The sequence below is a fragment of the Tetragenococcus solitarius NBRC 100494 genome (genome assembly GCF_001544195.1).
Taxonomy (GTDB): Bacteria; Bacillota; Bacilli; order Lactobacillales; family Enterococcaceae; genus Tetragenococcus; species Tetragenococcus solitarius.
The window spans coordinates 43,228-64,371 of sequence record NZ_BCPY01000010.1; the positions used below are offsets into that span (position 1 = coordinate 43,228).

Sequence of the window (21,144 nt, forward strand, 5' to 3'; positions counted from 1 at the left end):
GGAATAAGTTGATACAATAATGCGGGAGTAAGAAACAGTAATAACGAAGTTTATTTGTTACAACTTACTTTTTTGTTCATTTCAATAGACCAAAAAGAAAGAGGTATCCATATGTCATCAGTGGTAGTTGTAGGAACTCAATGGGGCGATGAAGGAAAGGGAAAAATTACTGATTTTCTAAGTGAAGATGCAGAAGTTATTGCGCGTTATCAAGGTGGTGATAATGCCGGTCATACGATTAAATTTGATAACGTAACTTATAAGTTACATTTAATTCCTTCTGGTATTTTTTATAAGGAAAAAACAAGCGTTATCGGCAACGGCGTAGTCGTTAATCCTAAATCTCTTGTAGAAGAATTAAATTATCTAAAAGAACACGGTGTCTCAACAGAAAATCTACGGATTTCTGATCGTGCTCATGTTATTTTACCCTATCATATTCAATTAGACCAACTACAAGAAGATGCTAAAGGTGCTGATAAAATCGGGACGACGATTAAAGGAATTGGGCCGGCTTATATGGATAAAGCAGCTCGCGTAGGCATCCGTATTGCTGATTTACTGGACAAGGATATCTTTAGTGAGCGTTTAAAAGCTAATCTAGCAGATAAAAATAGACAATTTGAAAAAATGTATGGTGAAAAAACCATTGCTTTTGAAGATATTTTTGAAGAATTTTATGAATATGGTCAACAATTTAAACAATATGTAACAGATACTTCTGTCATTTTAAATGATGCTTTGGATCGAGGAAGACGTGTCTTATTTGAAGGAGCTCAAGGCGTAATGTTGGATATTGACCAAGGAACATATCCTTTTGTCACTTCATCCAATCCAGTTGCTGGAGGCGTAACTATTGGTAGTGGCGTTGGCCCTTCTAAGATTGATAAAGTTGTCGGCGTATGTAAAGCTTATACTTCTCGTGTTGGTGATGGCCCATTTCCTACAGAGTTATTTGACGAAGTAGGCGATCAAATTAGAGAAGTAGGTCATGAATACGGGACGACAACAGGACGTCCACGCCGTGTTGGTTGGTTTGACTCAGTGGTTATGCGTCATTCGCGCCGAGTTTCAGGTATTACGAACCTATCACTAAACTGTATCGACGTATTAAGCGGATTGGATACGGTAAAAATTTGTACTGCCTATGAACTTGATGGAAAATTAATCTATCATTATCCTGCTAGTTTAAAAGAACTGAACCGTTGTAAGCCAGTTTATGAAGAACTACCAGGTTGGCAAGAAGATGTCACAAATTGTAAAACTTTAGAAGAATTGCCAGAAAATGCTCGAAATTATCTTCGTCGGATCTCAGAACTTGTCGGTGTAAGAATTTCTACTTTTTCAGTAGGACCTGATCGCAATCAAACAAATATTTTAGAAAGCGTTTGGTCACAAAATTAAAAAACTAAATTCTAGTTTTAAATACTGCGAAAAGTTAAGTAGAAATTAGATTAAATCTTGAATGAGGGATTTTTGAATAACGTTTTTCAGGTGTGCGGACTGTTAATAGGACGCAAGGATGCAAAAAAAGGCTAATTTTGACACATAAATAAACGGCATTATCAGAAAGATAGTTAAAGGGATTTTTACGCCCTTTAATTCATCGGAGACAGTAATGTTGTTCTCACTAAAAAAACACCAGAATTTTATCTGGTGTTTTTTTAATGAACGTAAAAAGTTTAATTTATTCGGAAAGGTAAGGTATAATGAATAAAAGTCGACTTTAAAGGAGCGAGAATATGTTTCAGATTATAACAGATGCTTGCTGTGATTTACCTGCAAATTTATTAGACAAATACAAAGTGACCTATATTCCTATGTTTATTGAATTAGAAGGGAAAGAATATACTGACGATCTTGGTAAAACTTTTGATGATAACTGGTTTTTGGCCCAGTTAAAAGAAAACAAGCATCCAAATACCTCACAAATCAATGTGGGAAGATATATAGAATTTTTAGAACCTTATGCAAAAAATTCTATCCCTGTTTTATATATCAGCTTTTCTTCGGGTCTAAGTGGGTCTTATGAAAGTTCTCTTAATGCAATTAAGTTGATAAAGGAAAAATATCCTAATTTCGTAGCGACCAGCCTCGATACAAAAACAGCTAGCTTAGGTCAGGGCATGCTGGTGATGGAAGCAGTTCGGTTACAAAAAGCAGGCAAAACGTTAGAAGAAACAGTACAATGGTTAGAAAAAAATAAAATGCATTTGCGTTCTTGGTTTACTGTTGATGATTTAAAGCACTTGGTACACGGTGGTCGAGTATCTAAAACTCAAGCAGCTATTGGCGGATTATTAAATATAAAACCTATTCTTAACGTAGATGAGAATGGACAACTACAAAATGTTGACAAAGTACATGGACGAAAAAAGGCCTTACAGAGGATGGTAGATGAAACCGTCACTGGGGTAGATTTGTCGCTCGTTAATCATTTTTATGTAGCTTATAGTGGTGATGAAAAGGCACTGGATAAAGTTATTCAACAATTAAAACAACTTTTTCCTAAAACACCGGTAACGTATTATCCTTTAGGACCTACAATTTCTAGTCATACAGGCTATGGATGTATTGCGGTGTTTTCAATGGGAAGTAGATAAAAAAACAAGGACATTTTTGACATGCCCTTGCTTTTTTATTTAAGTATATAGTTGAGTAATGCGTTCTTGTACGGCTTCATTTTCTAAGAATTCGTCATAAGTCGTATCCATACGGTCTACAACGCCTTGGTTAGAAACGACAATTACGCGATTAGCTAAAGTTTGTATAAATTCATGGTCATGAGAAGTAAAAAGAAGTGCTCCTGAAAAGTCCATTAGTCCATTATTTAGAGCTGTAATTGATTCCAGGTCTAAATGGTTGGTCGGGTCATCTAAAAGCAACACATTCGCTTTAGTCAACATAAGTTTAGATAATAGACAACGAACTTTTTCACCACCAGAAAGGACATTCACTTTCTTATTCACTTCTTCACCAGAAAATAACATTCTGCCTAAAAAACTTCTTAAAAAGGTGTTATCGTCTTCCTCTTTGGATGCGTATTGACGCAACCACTCTAAAATCGTTAATTGGCTGTCAAATTCGTTACTAGCGTCTTTAGGCATGTAAGCCTGGCTAGTAGTTACGCCCCAACGTACTGTACCTGTATCAGGTTTAATTTGGCCAGTAATAACGTTTAACAAAGTTGTAGTTGCAATGTCATCTTTTGCTATAAAAACAACTTTATCATTTTTATTTAGCGTAAAAGAAATATTATCCAAAATTTTCTTATCATCGATTGTAACACTAACATTTTCTACTTGTAATAAATCATTGCCGATTTCACGTTCTGGTTTAAAACTAATAAAAGGATAACGGCGAGAAGAAGGCTGGATGTCATCTAAAGTAATTTTATCCAACATTTTCTTACGGGAAGTTGCTTGTTTTGATTTTGAAGCGTTGGCACTAAAACGAGCAATAAATTCTTGAAGTTCTTTAATTTGTTCTTCTTTTTTGGCATTGGCTTGTTGTTGTAGTTTTGTGGCTAATTGACTAGATTCTAACCAAAAATCATAGTTTCCAATATATAATTGAATTTTTTTATAATCTAAATCTGCCATATGTGTACATACTTTATTTAAAAAGTGACGGTCATGAGATACTACAATAACGGTGTTTTCAAAATTAATCAAAAACTCTTCTAACCAGTTGATAGAAGGAATATCTAAACCATTTGTTGGCTCATCCAGCAGCAAAACATCCGGTTTACCAAATAATGCTTGGGCTAGCAGTACTTTTACTTTTTGTCCTTCAGTCAATTCACTCATCTGAACTTGGTGCATTATATCAGGGATGTTTAAACCTTGTAAAAGCACAGCCGCTTCTGATTCAGCTTCCCAACCATTTAATTCGGCAAACTCTGTTTCTAATTCTGCGGCTCGTATACCATCTTCGTCTGTGAAGTCTTCTTTCGTATATAGTGCATCTTTTTCTTTCATTACATCATATAAACGTTTATGCCCCATAATAACAGTTTCGATCACTGGAAACTGTTCGTAATCAAAGTGGTTTTGTTTTAATACAGCCATTCGTTCATCAGGCCCCATGCTAACTGTACCTGTGGATGGTTCGATTTCTCCTGAAAGAATCTTTAAGAAGGTGGACTTACCAGCCCCGTTAGCACCGATTAAGCCGTAGCAGTTTTCAGGTGTAAATTTTAAATTAACATCATCAAAAAGTTTGCGTCCAGAAAAATGCAAACTTACATTATTTACAGTAATCAATAAATTTCCTCGCTTTTTCGGTATTGGTCTTTTACAGACCTCTGATCATTATAGCGAGGATTTTTAAGTCTTTCAAGTTTACAGTCTAGTTGTACTCATTTTTACCATTGTCTTAAGGACTTAAACCTTCTTTTTAATATTACAAATGAGTAAGGGAAATGAACTACAGATTAAAAAGCCGAACGGACAAATAGTTTGTCCGTTCGGCTTTTTGTTAAAGACTTATGTCACAGCCCTATCATCTTCTACGTCTTTTATATCTATTTGAATCTCTATTAGTTAACCAGTAAATGATACCACCGATAATTAATAAAGGAATGCCAAATTTAAAAATAAGATATAAAACGCCGGTTGTTAAGGTTAAGAGAATTTTTAGTAGCATACTTGCTAAAATCAGTCCTACAAAAATAATTAAAATATTGGATAAGTTTGAGCGATTTTTCATAAAATGTCCCTCCTATTTTTCATTATTAAGAATAGCAAATTTTTTCCCACTACGCATCCGACTTAAACAGTAAGTTCTGTTAAAATAAAAGAAATAGTTTAGAAAAGAGGAATATTATATGTCCAAAACAACCCCAAAAGTACCCTTATCGCCCAAACTTCCTGCTTTGACAACAGGAGAATTTTTCCTTGAAGATGAAGTCATTGTTTCTGGAATAAAAGTCGAAAATAAAGATCAGAGTTACGTATCAGCCAAAAATATTGTTCTGAGAGAATCTGAATTAAAACATTTTATTATGCAAAATACTCAATTAGAACGTTTTGAGTGTAGCAATGTTATTTTCGACCACTGTGATTTTTCTAATTTAAGCTGGTTAGGTGCTAGTTTTCACCAGGTTATTTTTCGACAATGTAAATTAGTCGGAACCAATTTCGCTGAAAGCTATTTGCGTGATTGTGTATTTGACGATTGTCTCATTAATTTTGCTTCATTTAGTTATACAAAGCTTAACACGGTTAGCTTTAACCATTGTGCGCTAAATGAAGCAGAATTTAACGAAGTGAAATGGAAAAATTTAACTATACAAAACAATCAATTAACTCGCTCAAGCTGGTTTTTTACTAACTTGGCTGGTCTTGATTTATCAACCAATTCTTTTGAAAACATCGCTTTATCACAAGAACTTCTCAAGGGCCTTAAAGTCAACCAAGAGCAAGCGATCACGATTGCAAGAGGGCTAGGGCTAGTGATTGAATAAGTTAGAAAAGCTGTAAGTCCTGTTTCACGTGAAACTCACTTTCTAATTTGGCCATCCCCATAGATAATATATTTTGTGCTGGTTAATGCTTCTAACCCCATAGGACCTCTAGCGTGTAATTTCTGGGTAGAAATGCCAATTTCAGCGCCAAATCCAAAAACAAAACCATCAGTAAAACGAGTGGAGGCATTGACATAAACGGCAGCTGCATCGACTTCATTTAAGAATTTTTGTGTAGCAAAGTAATTATCAGTTACGATTGCTTCTGAATGTTTTGTATTATAATAGTTGATATGTGCGATGGCTTCATCAATAGAATCTACTACTTTTACGGCTAAAATATAATCTAAAAACTCAGTAGCCCAATCTTCTTTTGTAGCTAAGGTTGCAGAAGGAAGATACTCGCTAGCACGTTGATCCGCATGTAGTTCAACGTCCAGTTCGATTAATTTTTCTTCTATTGCCGGTAAGAAAAAAGCAGCAACTTCTTTATGAATCAAAAGTGTCTCACATGCATTGCAGACAGAAGGTCGTTGTGCTTTGGCGTTGGCAATGATTTCAATTGCCATATCGAGTTGTGCCTCTTTATCAACGTAAATATGGTTGTTGCCTGTACCAGTTTCAATGACGGGTACTTTTGCGTTTTCTTTGACATGTTTGATTAAACCAGCACCGCCACGTGGGATTAAAACATCTAAAAAGTCGGTTAACTGCATCATTTCATCAGCTGTCTCATGCATAGTATCATCAACAAACTGGATGGCATACCTCGAAAAATGATTTTTTTCTAAAGCTTCTTGTAAAATATCCACTAATAATTGGTTAGAGTAGAAACTTTCCTTACCTCCCCGTAAAATAACTGCGTTTCCTGATTTAAAGCACAAACTTGCTGCATCTGTTGTCACATTAGGACGTGATTCATAAATAATACCAATGACACCAATGGGGACTTGTTTTTGTCCAATCGTCAAACCATCTTCATTTTTCCACATATGTTTGATTGTACCAATTGGATCCTTTAACTGAGCCACCTGGCGTATACCATCTGCCATTGCTTCAACACGTTCTTTTGTTAGACGCAAGCGGTCTTTCATTACTTCTTTTATACCATTTTCGTCTGCTTGATCGAGGTCACTTTGGTTGGCCTGTAAAATTTCTTCCGTATTATCCTGGATTGCTGCAGCCATAGAGTACAAAAGCTGATTTTTTTGTTTTGTATCTAAGAGCCCTAATTGAGTCGCTGCTCGTTTCGCTTGGTCTCCTAATAATTGTAAATCTGTCAAGATGATTCCCCCTTAAACAAGGTGCCGACCTTTGCACCATTTAGTATATCAAAAATAATTCTAGGCCGTTTTCCATTTGCCAGTACCATACTACCATTTACATCTAATACTTGTTTTGCCGCTTTGAGTTTGCTTACCATGCCGCCAGTACCAAAACGATCATTGCTGGCTCCAGCCTGTTCCATTAACTCATCGTCAATCTTTGTGATACGTTGATGCAGCTTGGCCTGAGAATTTTTTAACGGATTGTCAGAATAAAAGCCATCAATGTTAGAAAGCATAATTAATAATTCAGCTCGCATTAGTTCACTGACGATAGTCGAAAGTCGATCATTATCGCCAAATTTTGTTAAGTGATCCAATTCATCCACTGCTACGGTATCATTTTCATTAATAATAGGAATAATACCCATAGCAAGTAGCTCTTCTAAGGTGTTGACCACATTGTTGCGGCTTTCTGGATATTCTACAATGTCTCTGGTTAAAAGAACCTGAGCTATCTGTTGACTGTACACTTGAAAACGTTGGCTGTAAATATCCATTAGTTCTGCTTGCCCAACCGCTGCTACGGCTTGTTGCTCTGGAATTGAAACAGGCCGCTGGGTTAACTGTAACTGGTTTAACCCCACGCCAATCGCTCCAGAGGAAACCAAAATGACTTCTTTGCCACGATTTTGCAAATCGGTTAAGACAAAAGCTAATTCGTCAATGCTTGATAAATTAATATTTCCATTTGGATAAATCAAAGTAGTAGTGCCGACCTTTATTACAATACGTTTTGCATCTTTAATTGTTTTACACATAACATTCTCCATCTTTTTCCTTATTACTACCTATTGTACTAACATTTGCAGGTTTCGTCATTTATTATGCAAAAATTATTAGAGAAAGTTTAGAATCAAACATGTTTTATTGAATATTCGAAAGATTCAAAAAACGATTGACATAAGGTCTCCATGGTGTTAATTTGTTAAATATTAAACAAAGTGTTCTTTTATTCAACTTGATTATCTACGAAAAAATTTGGAAAAGTCAGAATTATCATACTTATATGAAGTAGGAGGTTTATTGTATGACAACATATGAAGAATTAATGCAAAAAGACGAGCGATATTTTGCTAAGGCCGGGAGAATCTCTTATTATCCGCTATTAATTGAGCATGCTTATGGGGCAACGCTAGTAGATTTTGATGAGAAGGAATACATAGATCTATTATCTAGTGCTAGTGCAATTAATGTGGGCCACTCACCTAAAAAGATTACAGATGCGATTAAAGTACAAGCGGATAAAATGATTCATTATACTCCAGCATATATGTATCATGAACCGGCTATTCATCTAGCAGAAAAATTATGCGAAATCACTCCAGGAAATTTTGATAAAAAAGCTACCTTTGGCTTAACTGGATCTGATGCATGTGATGGAATAATGAAATATGCACGAGCTTACACAGGACGACCGAATATCGTTACTTTTCAAAATGCTTATCATGGGTCCACTTATGGTGCTATCTCAATGTCAGCAATTAATACCAAGATGCGCGCTAAAATCGGTCCAATCGTACCTAATATTGAGCATATTCCATTTCCTGATAACTATCGGGGAATGTACGGCCAAGTGGAATCTAATTCGATTGAAGAATATTTAGCACCGTTTAAACAAATGATGGAGACTTATTTACCGCCAGAAGAGATTGCTTGTGTTGTTATTGAAACATTGCAAGGAGATGGCGGATTGTTAGAGCCCGTACCTGGATACTTCGAGGCTTTGTATGAACTTTGTCATGAACATGGCATTTTATTTGCTGTCGATGATGTGCAGCAAGGATTGGGACGAACAGGCACTTGGTGTTCAACTGAACACTTTAATATTGAAGCTGATTTAGTTGCTTACGGTAAATCACTAGCTGGCGGCATGCCGTTATCTGCCATTGTAGGACGTAAAGAGATTATGGACAGCTTAGAAGCACCCGCTCATTTATTTACAACGGGAGCAAATCCGGTTTGTTGTGCTGCTTCTTTAGCCACTTTAAACATGATTGAAGAAGATAATCTTCTTCAAGAAAGTACCCGTAAGGGCGAAATTGCACAAAGACGGATGAAAAAATGGCAAGAGGATTATTCATTTATTGGGGATGTCCGTGGTTTAGGATTATCTATAGGGATTGATATTGTGACCGATAAAAAAAGTAAAACAAAAGATGAACAAGCAGCTTTAAAGCTTTGCAATCGTTTATTTGAAAGAGGGGCTGTTTTGATTGCAATTGGGGAGAGTGTTTTGCGCTTTCAACCTCCTTTAGTTATCACAGATCAGGAATTAACAAAAGCCTTAGATTTAATTGAAGAAACGATAAAGGAGTTAGCTGAAGGCAAATTAGATGATTATGATGTATCCGGACAAGGTTGGTAATTTCGTTAATTTAGTAATTAGAAAGGTTGTTAGCTTATGAGACAGTTTAAAATCGCGATGGCTTTTGTAGGTATTATTATTGGGGCTGGATTTGCTTCTGGACAAGAGATGCTGCAGTATTTTACTAGTTTTGGTATCTGGGGAATTGTTGGAACGATAGCTTCTATTTTTATTTTCGGATTCTTTGGTTTTGTTATTGTTGATATGGGCCATTTTTTCAAAGCTTATTCTCATCGCGATGTGTTAAAACATGTTGTTTCGCCGATTACCAGTCGTGTCATTGACATTTTCTTATTATTAACATTATTTGGGATAGGTGTAGTAATGGTAGCTGGCGCAGGTAGTAATTTGAACCAACAATTTGGTTGGCCTGTTTGGTTAGGAAATTTAATTTGTGTGACGCTTGTTTTTCTAGTAGGCATGATGGATACAGAAAAAGTTGTTAACGCAATCGGAGCGATTGCTCCTTTTTTAATTATTTTAGTTATTATTATCAGTTTTCGCTCACTTTCTACGGCAGATTGGGATATTGTTGCTATGAATGCAGACGCATTAGAATTATCCTCGCCACTGCCTAATTGGTGGATCAGTGTATTAAACTATGCTTCAGTAAACCTAACTACTGGTGTTGCAACAGCCTTTCTTTTAGGAGGCGTAGAAAAGGATAAAAAGGTTGCACGGCATGGTGGTTTAATTGGGGGTACTGTCGTTGGCTTTCTTATTGTTTTGATTAATTTAACGTTATTTGCAACTTCTACGCAAGTAGCTAGTTTTGACTTACCAATGCTACAAATGGCTCGTTTAATCCAGCCATGGGTTGGATTTATTATGTCAATTTTGATTTTCTTTGAAATTTGGAATACAGCAATGAGCGTTTTATATTCTTTTTCAACTAGCTTTATTACACCAAATAAGAAGAAATTTCGTTATGTATTATTAGTAACCACAGTAGCAGCATTTACGCTAAGCTTTGGTGGCTTTACCAATGTTATTGGATTTGTCTACCCTGCTGTTGGTTATGGTGGTTTTATTATTTTGGGGATTTTTGTCTATACTTGGTATAAATTTTGTATAAGACAAAAAAGTTATCAAAAAAACGTGTCGGTGAAACCCACTGAAGAATAAACAAGAGCGGTTGTCTACATGTAAAACAGACAACCGCTCTTGTTTATTTTTTATATTGTTCAGTATCGTCCCACTCTTGTACAGTTTCGGGTTTAATTGCGTTATGCCAATCAAACTCGTCGTACCAAATGGTATGTTTCTTTTTATCCATCGCTTGAATTTTTTGAACATCTTCCTCAGATAGCTCGAAATCAGCAATTTGACTATTTTCAATTATACGATTTGTGTGTGTTGATTTCGGAATGGTTACTACATCTTGTTGATAATTCCAACGCAAGATAATTTGTGCAGCCGTTTTATGGTATTTTTCTGCTAATTGATTGATCGTTGGATCATTCAATGCTTCGCCCCCACCTAATGGAGACCAAGCTTCTAGTTGAATACCGGTCATTTTTGCCATTTCATGAATTTCTTTTTCTTGGTTTAATGGATTGTATTCCATTTGGTTAACTGCTGGAGTAACAGTGGCATGGTCTAATAGGTTTTGTAGCCGTTCATTATCAAAGTTAGAAATACCAATGGCACGTATTAAACCATCTTTGTATAGTTTTTCTAAGGCATGCCAAGTATCAATGTAACGACCATCCACTGGCCAGTGAATTAGGTATAAATCAATATAAGTTAACTGTAATTCGTGTAATGTATCATAAAAAGCATTTAATGTGGAATCATAGCCAGCGTCTCCATTAAATACTTTTGTAGTGATAAACAAATCTTTTCGGTTGCCGCCAGTTTCTTTTAAGCTCTCACGAATTCCTTTGCCAACACCTGCTTGATTTCCATATTCTTTAGCCGTATCGATCAGACGATAACCATTTTTGATGGCTTCAGTAACAGAGTTTTGTGCGGTATGATTATCAGTTTGCCATACACCTAATCCAAAGTAGGGCATTTTAACGCCATTGTTTAGTGTGGTCGTTTCATCTAGGATGCTTTTTGTCATCAATAATCCCCTCTTTCCTTATTTAATTTTATCGTAACGCGTTCGTTAAAAAGATGCAAAAATAAACTAGTTCTATGAAAAAAACTATTTTTTTCAACAAATTCTTGAGAAATTTTTAGAAAACAGAAAGATACTCAGTTTTTTAGCTAAGATATGGTAAAATAGGCGTAGTCTTTACGGAGGGTTGTTATGAAAAAAAGAGGATTTGAAATTATTACAGACTATAGAGAAAAAGAAATTCATTTACCACAGCGAGCGACTCATCACTCGGCTGGTTATGACTTTGAAGCTGCAGAAGAGGTTGTTATTCCGAGTATATGGAAGCAGTTTTTAACAAGAAAAATAAATGATAATGCTACAACAGAAAAAAAGATAAAACCTGTTTTGGTACCTACTGGAATTAAGGCGTATATGATGGACGATGAATTTTTACAATTAGCTAATCGTTCAAGCAATCCGTTAAAACGCTTTTTGCTTGTATCAAATGGCGTAGGCGTTATAGACAGTGATTATTATAATAACACAGAAAATGAAGGACATATTATGTTCCAGTTTTCTAATTTTGGTCTAAAAGATGTAGTTATAAAAAAGGGTGAACGTATCGGACAAGGGATTTTCTTACCTTTTTTAAAGGCAGATGAAGATCAAACGATTCATGATCGCACAGGAGGCTTAGGCTCGTCTGATCAAGAGAATTAAAGTGAGGGAAATTATGGCAAAAAAGGCAAAAACACAATTTGAATGTCAGAATTGTGGCTATATTTCACCTAGGTATCTAGGTAAATGCCCTAACTGTGGCAGTTGGAACTCAATGGTAGAAGAAAAAATTCAAGATACTACTGATCGTAAAAGTCGTTCCACATTGACTGGAGAAAAAATGCAGCCCACTCTTTTAAAAGATGTTGTCCCTAAAAAAGAGCCACGAGTAAAAACAACTTTAAATGAATTAAATCGTGTATTAGGAGGCGGAGTTGTACCAGGCTCGATGGTCTTATTAGGCGGTGATCCTGGAATTGGGAAGTCTACCTTGCTTTTACAAGTGTCGCAACAACTAGCGGCAACAGGTGGTAAAGTACTTTATGTTTCAGGGGAAGAAAGTGCAGAACAAATAAAATTGCGTGCTCAACGTTTAGGCGGTGCAGAAAACGACTTTTATTTGTTTGCCGAAACAGATATGCAAGATATCCGCGATACAATTGAAAAATTGCAACCTGATTATGTGATTATTGATTCTATACAAACAATGACTCAACCCGACATTTCAAGCGTTGCAGGCAGTGTTAGCCAAGTTCGGGAAACAACAGCTGAGCTATTAAAAATCGCTAAATCGAACGGAATCGCTATTTTTGTAGTGGGACATGTTACAAAAGAAGGTTCTATTGCTGGACCTCGTATGCTTGAGCATATGGTGGATACAGTATTGTACTTTGAAGGAGATAAGCATCAAAGTTTTCGTATTTTGCGAGCTGTAAAAAACCGCTTTGGTTCAACCAATGAAATTGGTATTTTTGAAATGTATGAGCAAGGGCTAAAAGAGGTGGTCAATCCTTCACAGGTCTTTTTAGAAGAACGTTTGGAAGGGACTAGTGGTTCTGCAATTGTAGTAGCAATGGAAGGGACTCGTCCTATTTTAGTTGAGATACAAGCATTAGTTACTCCAACGATGTTTGGTAATGCTAAGCGGACGACTACAGGCCTTGATTTTAACCGAGTTTCTTTAATCATGGCAGTATTAGAAAAACGTGCTGGCTTGCTTTTACAAAATCAGGATGCTTATTTAAAAGCAGCTGGTGGTGTAAAATTAGACGAACCAGCGATTGATCTTGCTACAGCGATTAGTATTGCTTCAAGCTATAAAGAAAAAGGGACTAAACCGACAGAATGTTTTATCGGCGAGATCGGACTAACTGGTGAGATTCGACGCGTTAGTGCGATTGAGCAACGTGTAAAAGAAGTCCAAAAATTAGGATTTGAAAAAGTATATGTACCAAAAAATAATTTAAGCGGTTGGAAGGCGCCGGCTGACATCGAAGTCGTTGGTGTAGCAACACTCGATGAAGCATTAAAACGTGTATTTCGATAAAAATAGACAAATGGGGGTGTGCATATGCAAAAACGAGTCATTACTGTTTTAATGGTTTTTGCTGGCGCGAGTCTAGGTATCTCCTTGTTACCCTTAGCCTGGGAAACGATTGGACAGCAGCAAAATACTTGGTTAAATAATAACATTACCAATAGTCTGATTGGCGCACTTATTTTTTATTTATTTTCACTATTGGTTGTTAATATGATTTCTACTGGGATAAAAAAAGTTGAAAAATGGTTAAGTGGATTTAGCTTAACTTACCTATTGTTTGGCGCTTTGGGAACAATTGTGGGCTTGATTATCGGTGTAATTGTTTCCGTTCCATTTTACAATTGGGAGGTTCCATTTGTTAATAGCATTATTCCATTTGTATTAATGATTTTATTTGCATATTTTGGTTTTCAAATAAGTGTGACAAGGATTGAGGAATGGAAAAAACTTTTTGTATCTAAGACAAAGAAAAACGAACAGCAAACACAGCAATTGCTTGAACGTAAAGTTGAAGATAATTTTCATAAATATAAAATATTGGATACAAGTGTCATTATCGATGGTCGGATTTATGATATTGCTCAAACTGGTTTTATTGAAGGAACACTTCTGATTCCTAATTTTGTGTTGTATGAATTACAATACATTGCTGATTCTGGGGATAGCTTGAAACGAGTACGTGGAAGACGAGGATTAGATATCTTAAATTCTTTACAAAAAGAAGAGGGTATTTCTGTTGAAATGTATGATGGCGATTTTGAAGATATTTCGGAAGTGGATAGTAAACTATTAAAACTTGCTAAGCTGCTAGATGGAATTGTTGTGACTAATGACTATAATTTAAATAAGGTAGCTGAATTTCAAAATGTACCTATATTAAATATTAATCAATTAGCAAATGCAGTAAAACCAGTGGTCATCCCGGGTGAAACGATGGAAGTTATGATCATAAAAGCCGGAACAGAGCGCCAGCAAGGAGTTGCTTACTTAGATGATGGAACGATGGTAGTTGTAGAAGAAGGACTTCATTATATGAATGAGCGTTTAAGCGTTGTTGTAACGAGTGCTTTACAAACTGCTGCTGGTCGTATGATTTTTGCTAAGCCAGCCCATGCTGGGCGAGGCATCGATAGTCAGACGTAAGAAAATCAAATCAATTACTCGTTAATTGCGGATTAGGTAGCCATCAGGCTTTACTAATCCGCCATTTAAATGTACAATTTTAGCTGAATAGTTGTTCTTATATTAAACAATCAATGACTAAGTTTTAAAAGAAGAGGAAGATGAAAATGACAAAAGTACGTGTACGCTACGCTCCAAGTCCAACAGGACATTTACACATTGGTAATGCTCGGACGGCTTTATTTAATTATTTATATGCACGTCACATGGATGGTGACTTCATCATTCGAATTGAAGATACAGACCAAAAGCGTAACATTGAAGACGGAGAGAAAAGCCAATTGGACAACCTTGCATGGTTAGGCGTGGATTGGGATGAAGCGCCAGAAAAACCAGGCGCTTATGGTCCTTATCGACAATCAGAACGAAAAGATATCTATCTACCATTGATTGAACAATTATTGGCTAGTAATCGGGCCTATAAATGTTATTGTACACAAGAAGAACTAGAAGCAGAAAAAGAAGCGCAGAAAGCCAGAGGAGAAGTTCCTCATTATAATGGCAAGTGTGCTCATTTATCAGCAGAAGAACAAGCAGAAAAAGAAGCACAAGGAATTGTTCCGGTCGTACGCTTTCGAGTACCAAAAAATACAGAGTATCGCTTTAATGATATGGTCAAAGGTGAAATTGCCTTTGAAGCAGATAATGTCGGTGGTGACTTTATTATTCAAAAAAAAGATGGGATGCCTACTTACAATTTTGCTGTCGTTGTAGATGACCATATGATGGAAATTACTCATGTTTTACGCGGTGATGATCACATTGCGAATACGCCAAAACAAATGATGATTTACGAAGCATTTGGCTGGACACCACCACAATTTGGTCATATGACTCTTATTATCAATGCAGATACAGGCAAAAAGCTTAGCAAACGGGATGAATCGATTCTACAATTTATTGAGCAATACCGTCAGTTAGGTTATCTGCCTGAAGCGATGCTAAACTTCATCGCTTTACTTGGCTGGTCTCCTAAAGGCGAAGAAGAGATTTTTTCTAAACAAGAAATTATTGATATGTTTGAATCAAGTCGTTTGAGTAAATCTCCTGCTTCATTTGATGCTAAAAAGTTAGAGTGGATTGGAAATTACTATATTAAACAACTAGATATAGATACATTAACGGATATGTGCCTGCCTTATTTACAAGCAGATGGACGTATAGAAAAAGAACCTAGTGCCAAGCGTATGGAATGGATAAAGAAACTAGTCAATTTATACCAGCCCCAAATGAGCTATGCAGCTCAAATTGTTGATTTAACATATTTATTCTTTGATGAACATCCTGTTTTAGATGATGCAGCTAAAGAAATATTGACAGGTGAAAATGTACCGGCAGTTCTTAACGCATTTAAAGCGCAGTTGGAAGAGATGGACGTTGTAGATGCTCCAACTGTAAAAAAAGCAATTAAAACAGTTCAAAAAGAAACAGGGTCAAAAGGCAAAAACTTATATATGCCAATTCGAATTGCAGTTTCTGGAGCAATGCATGGTCCAGAATTGCCAGATACGGTTGAATTATTAGGAAAAGAAAAAGCATTAGCTCATTTGAATGAAGTATTATAAACACAATGAACAGACGAAGTATTAATCTTTTTTTGCACAGAGAGTCTGCCTTTTTGCTGAGAAGTAGACAAAAAAAGATTAAGAAATGCACCTGCAAGTGGCTTTGGCAAAACCAAAGACGGGTAAAGCTCGTTACGCTTTTAATGAGGAAGTCATCATCAATGAAAGTGGAACCACGTGTAAGCGTCTTTCGGTTAGGTTAAAGCCTACTTGAAAGGCGCTTATTTTTAACAATTTATTAGCAAAGAAAGGAGTATTTTAATGATCAAAATATACAATACTTTGACAAGAAAAAAAGAAATGTTTCAACCGATTACCCCTGGAAAAATTAAGATGTATGTTTGCGGTCCTACGGTTTACAATTATATACATATTGGTAATGGAAGAAGCACTGTTTCTTTTGATACTATCCGACGCTATCTGGAATTTCGAGGTTATGAAGTAGAGTATGTTTCAAACTTTACCGACGTTGATGACAAAATTATTCGAGCAGCTAAAGAGTTAGAAATAACGACACCTGAAGTGGCTGAGCGGTTTATCAAGGCTTTTAAAGAAGATACAGCAAAATTAAACGTAAAACCAGCTGATCACCATCCAAAAGTGGTAGATTATATGCAAGATATCATCGATTTTATTCAAGTTTTAATAGACAAAGACTATGCTTATGTAGTAGACGGTGATGTTTATTATCGAACACGGAAGTTCCCTGATTATGGACGTTTAAGTGATCAGTCCATTGATGAACTAGAAGTGGGTGCCAGTAAACGTACCGGCATAGAGCAGCAATTAAAAGAAGACCCTTTAGATTTTGCTTTATGGAAAAACGCAAAAAAAGGTGAAATTTCCTGGGAATCTCCTTGGGGAGACGGTCGTCCTGGCTGGCATATTGAATGCTCTGTTATGGCAACCCAATTACTAGGCGATACAATTGATATTCATGGGGGTGGTCAAGATTTAGAATTTCCTCATCATGAAAATGAAATTGCACAAAGCCAGGCTAAAACTGGGAAAACATTTGCTAATTATTGGATGCATAATGGTTATGTAACCATCGGTGAAGATGATGAAAAAATGAGTAAATCGTTGGGAAATTTCGTAACTGTACATGATATTTTAGAACAAATAGATCCGCAAGTTATCCGTTTTTTCCTGTCTACCACGCAATATCGCCGACCGATTCGTTACAGTCAAAAAACCTTAGCAGAAGCAAGTAATAATTTACAGCGCTTAAAAAATACTTACGAAAATGTTGTTTTTCGATTCAATGACGCTAAAAGTAGTTTAGCTGATGATATAGATAACAAAAAGGAATTTAACCAATTTATTGATCAGTTTATTCAAGAAATGGACGATGATTTTAACGCGGCCAATGGAATGACAGTCATTTACGAAATGGCAAAATGGATGAATCGTTATGCTGAGCAATCTGTTGTGTCTTATGAGATGTTAGATTTTGCACTAGAACATTTTACGGAAATTATGGCTATTTTTGGTATTGAATTTAAAGAAAATATAGCAGATGAACAAGTAGAACAACTGATTTTAGAAAGAAATGAAGCTCGCAAAAATAAAGAATTTGAACGTAGCGATGAAATCCGTGATCTTCTAAAAGAACAAGGTATTATTTTAGAAGATACGCCGCAAGGAACAAGGTGGAAAAGACAATCATGAGAGATTACCAACAGTTAAATGGGCTTGCTTTAGCTTATGTGGGCGATGCAATTTATGAAGTTTATATTCGTGACCATCTGATAGCCTTAGGAAAAACTCGTCCTAACCAACTACATCGTTTAGCAACTTATTATGTATCGGCTAAAGCTCAAGCTTTTTTGATTCAGCAGTTATTAGATGAACAGATTTTAAACAAGGAAGAAGATAATTACTATCGTCGAGGTCGAAATAGTAAAAGCCATACTAATGCAAAAAATACAGATGTGAAAACATATCGGATGTCTACTGGATTTGAAAGTTTGATGGGCTACCTGCATTTGTCGGGCCAAACTGAGCGCTTAGAAGAACTGATTACTTGGTGCATTAAAAAAGTAGAAGAAACTTAATAGAAAAAGTGGTCAAATGAAAGTATAACTTTCTCGCTTTACTTTTTGAAAAGGTGATAGGATGAAAAAAACAAAAAATAAAACAGCAGGGAAAAAAGTTCCACGTGAAACAAAAGCACAGGCTCCTAATTCTAATGAGACGGACTTTGTATTTGGTTATCATGCTGCACAGGAAGCTTTAAAAAAGGCTAGAGGCAACAAGCTATTTTTGTTAAAAGATGCAGGAGGAACAAAGGTAGAAGAACTCAAAACACTAGCAAAAGAACATTCTGTTCCTGTCAAATGGGTTCCTAAACAAAAACTAGAACAAATGAGTGAAGGCGGAGTACACCAAGGGGTTGTTTTAGCAATTACTCCTTATCAATATTTATCACTAAATGAATTAATTGATCAAAGTAAACCAGAGCCCTTTTTTATTCTTTTAGATCATATTGAAGATCCACATAATTTTGGATCAATTCTAAGGACAGCAGATGCTTCGGGTGTAGACGGAATCATTATCCCTAAACATAGAGCTTGTGGTATTACTCCTGCAGTAGTTAAAACATCTACTGGAGCGGTGGAATATGTACCTGTAGCGCGTGTGACAAACCTGACACAAGCTGTTACCAAATTAAAAGAAAAAGGATTTTGGATTTTTGGAACGGATATGAATGGAACTTCCTATCATAAGTGGAACGCTACAGGAGCCATTGGTCTTATTATTGGTAATGAGGGCCAAGGAATGAATGCAAGCTTAAAAAAACAAGTAGACGAAATGCTGACAATTCCTATGACAGGGCATGTACAAAGCTTGAATGCTTCTGTGGCAAGTGGAATATTAATGTATGAGGCTTTCGTAAAACGAAGTGAGTGAGACTATGAAAAAACCATTACTGATTGTTGACGGTTATAATATGATCGGGTCTTGGCCTGAGCTTGTTCAATTAAAAAACAAGGACCTAATGGAAGATGCTAGGGAGCAGTTGTTGCAAACTTTGTCCAGCTATGCAAAATACGAAAAATTACCGATCATTGTTGTATTTGATGCACAGTTTGTGCCAGGTATGACACAAAATTATGCTAAATATCAATTAGAAGTTGTTTTTACTGAAGAAGGGGAAACAGCAGATAGTTATATTGAAAGAATTGCGGGAAAGTTAAATGATATTATGACGCAAGTTTCAGTAGCTACAAGTGATTTAGCTGAACAGTGGGTTGTTTTTTCACAAGGTGCTTTGCGCATTTCCGCTAGGGAATTATACAAAACAGTTAAAAAAAATCAGGAGGCTATTAAGCGGCATCAAGAGTCCATAAATTATGCTGATTACCGCCGGAATTCTCCGTGGAATGAAGACCAGCTAAAAGAATTAGAAAAAAAATTAAAGGAATTAAGTTAAATATTTGCTGAGAGCCTTGTAAAAAGTTGCGCCGGTAAATGAGAGACGTCGACTTTTTCCGATGATACGCTCTTTTCATTGATAATAATGAAAGGAGCTTTTTTTGATGAATGAGACTTTGATTACACAGGCAAGACAAGGAGACGAAGAGGCATTACTTGAACTATTTCGCCGTTACCGACCGATAGTCCATTCGGTAAGAGCAAGATTTTTTCTACAAGATTTTGATGAGCAAGATTGGTTCCAGGAAGGTTTGATTACCTTTAATCATTGTTTACATGAATATAAAGGAGATAAGGAAACAACACTAGGTGGTTTTTTCAAGCGTTCCTTTGAAAATGCGATTGTAAGTTTAGTACGTAAAAATTGCGCATCTAAAAGAAAAAGCGTGGAAGGCCTAGTTTCATATAATCAAATGTTTTTTTCAGATGGAGTCAAAGAATGTATCGACCGTCGTTCTTATACAGATGATCCTTTAGAACAAGTAATTGTCCAAGAAACATTAGAAGAAAGCGAAACATTGCTATCTGAATTAGAAAAAGAAGCTTTCTGTGGTTTTTTTTACGGAGAGATAACAGCCCCTTCCTCGCAAAAGTCAGAGGTATTACGCAGCGCTTATGATCGATCAAAAAGAAAGATTACTCAGCAGTTAATTTTATGTAAAAGATAATTTTTTAATAAAAAGCTATTGTCAAATTTTCAACTTTTATGGTATACTTTAAAATTCGTTTGTTTTGTGGTATAATATTGTCTGAGGTGAATGTGATGCCAACGACTCTAGCAACGATTAAAAAAGCACTGGAAGGCCGCATTGGCAGTAAAATTATGCTGGTCGCTCAGACGGGAAGAAAACGTCAAACACAACGCCGCGGCGTTTTGACAGAAACTTATCCAGCCGTTTTTGTCGTAGATTTAGATCCAGAAGAAAATTCATTTGAAAGAGTTTCTTATAGCTATTCAGATGTATTAACAAAAGCAGTAGAAATTGAGTTTCTTGATGCAGTCTAATGTAAACAGTGAAATTTGTTTTACTTAAAAATAGACTTTCTAATAGGAAAAGGTAGCGTTATTTGCTATCTTTTCCTATTTTTATTTATTCCTCGGTCGTTTTGTTATCTGTTTTTTCATCAGTATTTTCGGTATCTTGTGTTTGATCGTTTTCGTTTGATTCAACAGGTAAGCCTTGCTCTTGACGTAATAAGTCACGTATCTCTGCTAAGTAATCTTCTGCAGCCGGAGCGGCTTCTTCTTCCTGGGTGAGTTTTGCCTTATTAGCTGCTTTAACAATGACAAATAAAATAAAGCCAGTAAGTATAAAGGTGATAACTGCACTAACAATTTCGCCAAATTGAAATGTTACACCTGGTACAGGGGACCAATCTAATATTGATAGAGAGCTTTCAAGGTCTCTAGTCCCTGTAATGGCAGCTACAAACCAACCAACCAGTGGAGTAATCAGTCCTTCAACTACTTGAGTAACAATCGCAGTAAAAGCACTACCAATGACAACACCTACAGCTAGGTCTAATACATCGCCGCCTATAATAAATTCCTTAAATTCTGAAAAAATTCTCTTCAAAATTACACCTCCAATTTTACTCCTCTTAGTATAACGAAACAAAATATTTTTTTGAAATAAATTGTTTTTTTTAGAGT

The 21,144-nt window shown here is 36.0% G+C and carries 21 protein-coding genes and 1 other annotated feature; of the genes, 15 read left to right on the top strand and 6 right to left on the bottom strand.

Translation table 11 applies throughout. The annotated features are described in order from the left end of the window. The first annotated feature begins 111 nt into the window (after positions 1-111). Both TS1_RS04740 and TS1_RS04745 read left to right on the top strand, forming a co-directional pair. Positions 112-1,404 carry an adenylosuccinate synthase gene (locus TS1_RS04740; protein WP_068708358.1) on the top strand — a complete coding sequence of 431 codons (1,293 nt, stop codon included), beginning with the start codon at positions 112-114 and terminating at the stop codon, positions 1,402-1,404. Positions 1,405-1,742: 338 nt separating this feature from the next. Beyond that, on the top strand, positions 1,743-2,603 hold the full coding sequence (locus tag TS1_RS04745) for a DegV family protein (protein WP_068708360.1): 861 nt from the start codon (positions 1,743-1,745) through the stop codon (positions 2,601-2,603). A gap of 39 nt (positions 2,604-2,642) precedes the next feature. On the opposite strand, the gene TS1_RS04750 is transcribed toward TS1_RS04745, so the two are convergent. Both TS1_RS04750 and TS1_RS04755 read right to left on the bottom strand, forming a co-directional pair. Then, positions 2,643-4,265, bottom strand: coding sequence for an ABC-F family ATP-binding cassette domain-containing protein (locus tag TS1_RS04750; protein WP_068708362.1), 1,623 nt, complete (start codon positions 4,263-4,265; stop codon positions 2,643-2,645). 238 nt (positions 4,266-4,503) lie between these two features. Then, complete coding sequence (locus TS1_RS04755) at positions 4,504-4,710, bottom strand: hypothetical protein (RefSeq protein WP_068708364.1); 207 nt, start codon at positions 4,708-4,710, stop codon at positions 4,504-4,506. Positions 4,711-4,828: 118 nt separating this feature from the next. Here TS1_RS04755 and TS1_RS04760 point away from each other — a divergent pair, with 118 nt between their 5' ends. Continuing rightward, positions 4,829-5,467: a pentapeptide repeat-containing protein gene (locus tag TS1_RS04760; protein ID WP_068708365.1), complete on the top strand. Its 639-nt coding sequence runs from the start codon at positions 4,829-4,831 to the stop codon at positions 5,465-5,467. A gap of 35 nt (positions 5,468-5,502) precedes the next feature. On the opposite strand, the gene TS1_RS04765 is transcribed toward TS1_RS04760, so the two are convergent. Together TS1_RS04765 and proB are read right to left on the bottom strand one after the other, a co-directional pair. After that, positions 5,503-6,750: a glutamate-5-semialdehyde dehydrogenase gene (locus TS1_RS04765; protein WP_068708367.1), complete on the bottom strand. Its 1,248-nt coding sequence runs from the start codon at positions 6,748-6,750 to the stop codon at positions 5,503-5,505. Continuing rightward, on the bottom strand, positions 6,747-7,553 hold the full coding sequence (gene proB / locus TS1_RS04770) for a glutamate 5-kinase (protein WP_068708369.1): 807 nt from the start codon (positions 7,551-7,553) through the stop codon (positions 6,747-6,749). The genes TS1_RS04765 and proB overlap by 4 nt, the downstream gene beginning before the upstream one ends. Positions 7,554-7,822: 269 nt before the next feature. Here proB and TS1_RS04775 point away from each other — a divergent pair, with 269 nt between their 5' ends. Continuing rightward, a complete protein-coding gene (locus TS1_RS04775) occupies positions 7,823-9,160 on the top strand; it encodes an aspartate aminotransferase family protein (protein ID WP_068708371.1) in 1,338 nt (445 codons plus the stop codon). Positions 9,161-9,196: 36 nt separating this feature from the next. Continuing rightward, positions 9,197-10,285: a YkvI family membrane protein gene (locus TS1_RS04780; protein ID WP_068708373.1), complete on the top strand. Its 1,089-nt coding sequence runs from the start codon at positions 9,197-9,199 to the stop codon at positions 10,283-10,285. Between the two features lie 43 nt (positions 10,286-10,328). Here the strand turns inward: TS1_RS04780 and TS1_RS04785 are convergent, their stop codons facing one another. Beyond that, positions 10,329-11,228: an aldo/keto reductase gene (locus tag TS1_RS04785; RefSeq protein WP_068708374.1), complete on the bottom strand. Its 900-nt coding sequence runs from the start codon at positions 11,226-11,228 to the stop codon at positions 10,329-10,331. 189 nt (positions 11,229-11,417) lie between these two features. Between TS1_RS04785 and TS1_RS04790 the strand changes: the two genes are divergently transcribed. From TS1_RS04790 to TS1_RS04835, 10 genes are all read left to right on the top strand, one after another. Beyond that, entirely contained in the window at positions 11,418-11,927 is a 510-nt protein-coding gene (locus TS1_RS04790) for a dCTP deaminase/dUTPase family protein (protein WP_068708375.1), read from the top strand. 13 nt (positions 11,928-11,940) lie between these two features. Then, positions 11,941-13,311, top strand: a complete 1,371-nt coding sequence (gene radA, locus TS1_RS04795) for a DNA repair protein RadA (protein WP_068708393.1) — start codon at positions 11,941-11,943, stop codon at positions 13,309-13,311. Between the two features lie 24 nt (positions 13,312-13,335). Next, positions 13,336-14,448 (top strand): PIN/TRAM domain-containing protein, encoded by a 1,113-nt coding sequence (locus TS1_RS04800; protein WP_068708376.1) that lies wholly within the window; start codon positions 13,336-13,338, stop codon positions 14,446-14,448. A 146-nt stretch (positions 14,449-14,594) separates the two neighbouring features. Then, a complete protein-coding gene (gene gltX / locus TS1_RS04805; RefSeq protein WP_068708377.1) occupies positions 14,595-16,052 on the top strand; it encodes a glutamate--tRNA ligase in 1,458 nt (485 codons plus the stop codon). Continuing rightward, positions 16,049-16,246 (top strand) — a binding site (T-box leader). It overlaps the preceding gene by 4 nt. A gap of 67 nt (positions 16,247-16,313) precedes the next feature. Beyond that, entirely contained in the window at positions 16,314-17,723 is a 1,410-nt protein-coding gene (cysS, locus tag TS1_RS04810) for a cysteine--tRNA ligase (protein WP_068708378.1), read from the top strand. Continuing rightward, on the top strand, positions 17,720-18,109 hold the full coding sequence (locus tag TS1_RS04815; protein ID WP_068708379.1) for a Mini-ribonuclease 3: 390 nt from the start codon (positions 17,720-17,722) through the stop codon (positions 18,107-18,109). Before cysS ends, TS1_RS04815 begins: the two co-directional genes overlap by 4 nt. A gap of 61 nt (positions 18,110-18,170) precedes the next feature. After that, positions 18,171-18,965 (top strand): 23S rRNA (guanosine(2251)-2'-O)-methyltransferase RlmB, encoded by a 795-nt coding sequence (gene rlmB, locus TS1_RS04820; RefSeq protein ID WP_068708383.1) that lies wholly within the window; start codon positions 18,171-18,173, stop codon positions 18,963-18,965. Between the two features lie 4 nt (positions 18,966-18,969). Continuing rightward, entirely contained in the window at positions 18,970-19,488 is a 519-nt protein-coding gene (locus TS1_RS04825) for an NYN domain-containing protein (protein ID WP_068708385.1), read from the top strand. A 106-nt stretch (positions 19,489-19,594) separates the two neighbouring features. Next, positions 19,595-20,158 carry a sigma factor gene (locus TS1_RS04830; RefSeq protein ID WP_068708387.1) on the top strand — a complete coding sequence of 188 codons (564 nt, stop codon included), beginning with the start codon at positions 19,595-19,597 and terminating at the stop codon, positions 20,156-20,158. 95 nt (positions 20,159-20,253) lie between these two features. Then, entirely contained in the window at positions 20,254-20,496 is a 243-nt protein-coding gene (locus TS1_RS04835) for a Veg family protein (protein ID WP_068708389.1), read from the top strand. A gap of 85 nt (positions 20,497-20,581) precedes the next feature. Here TS1_RS04835 and mscL read toward each other — a convergent pair whose 3' ends face one another. Further along, on the bottom strand, positions 20,582-21,058 hold the full coding sequence (gene mscL / locus TS1_RS04840; protein ID WP_157061638.1) for a large conductance mechanosensitive channel protein MscL: 477 nt from the start codon (positions 21,056-21,058) through the stop codon (positions 20,582-20,584). Between the last annotated feature and the right edge of the window lie 86 nt (positions 21,059-21,144).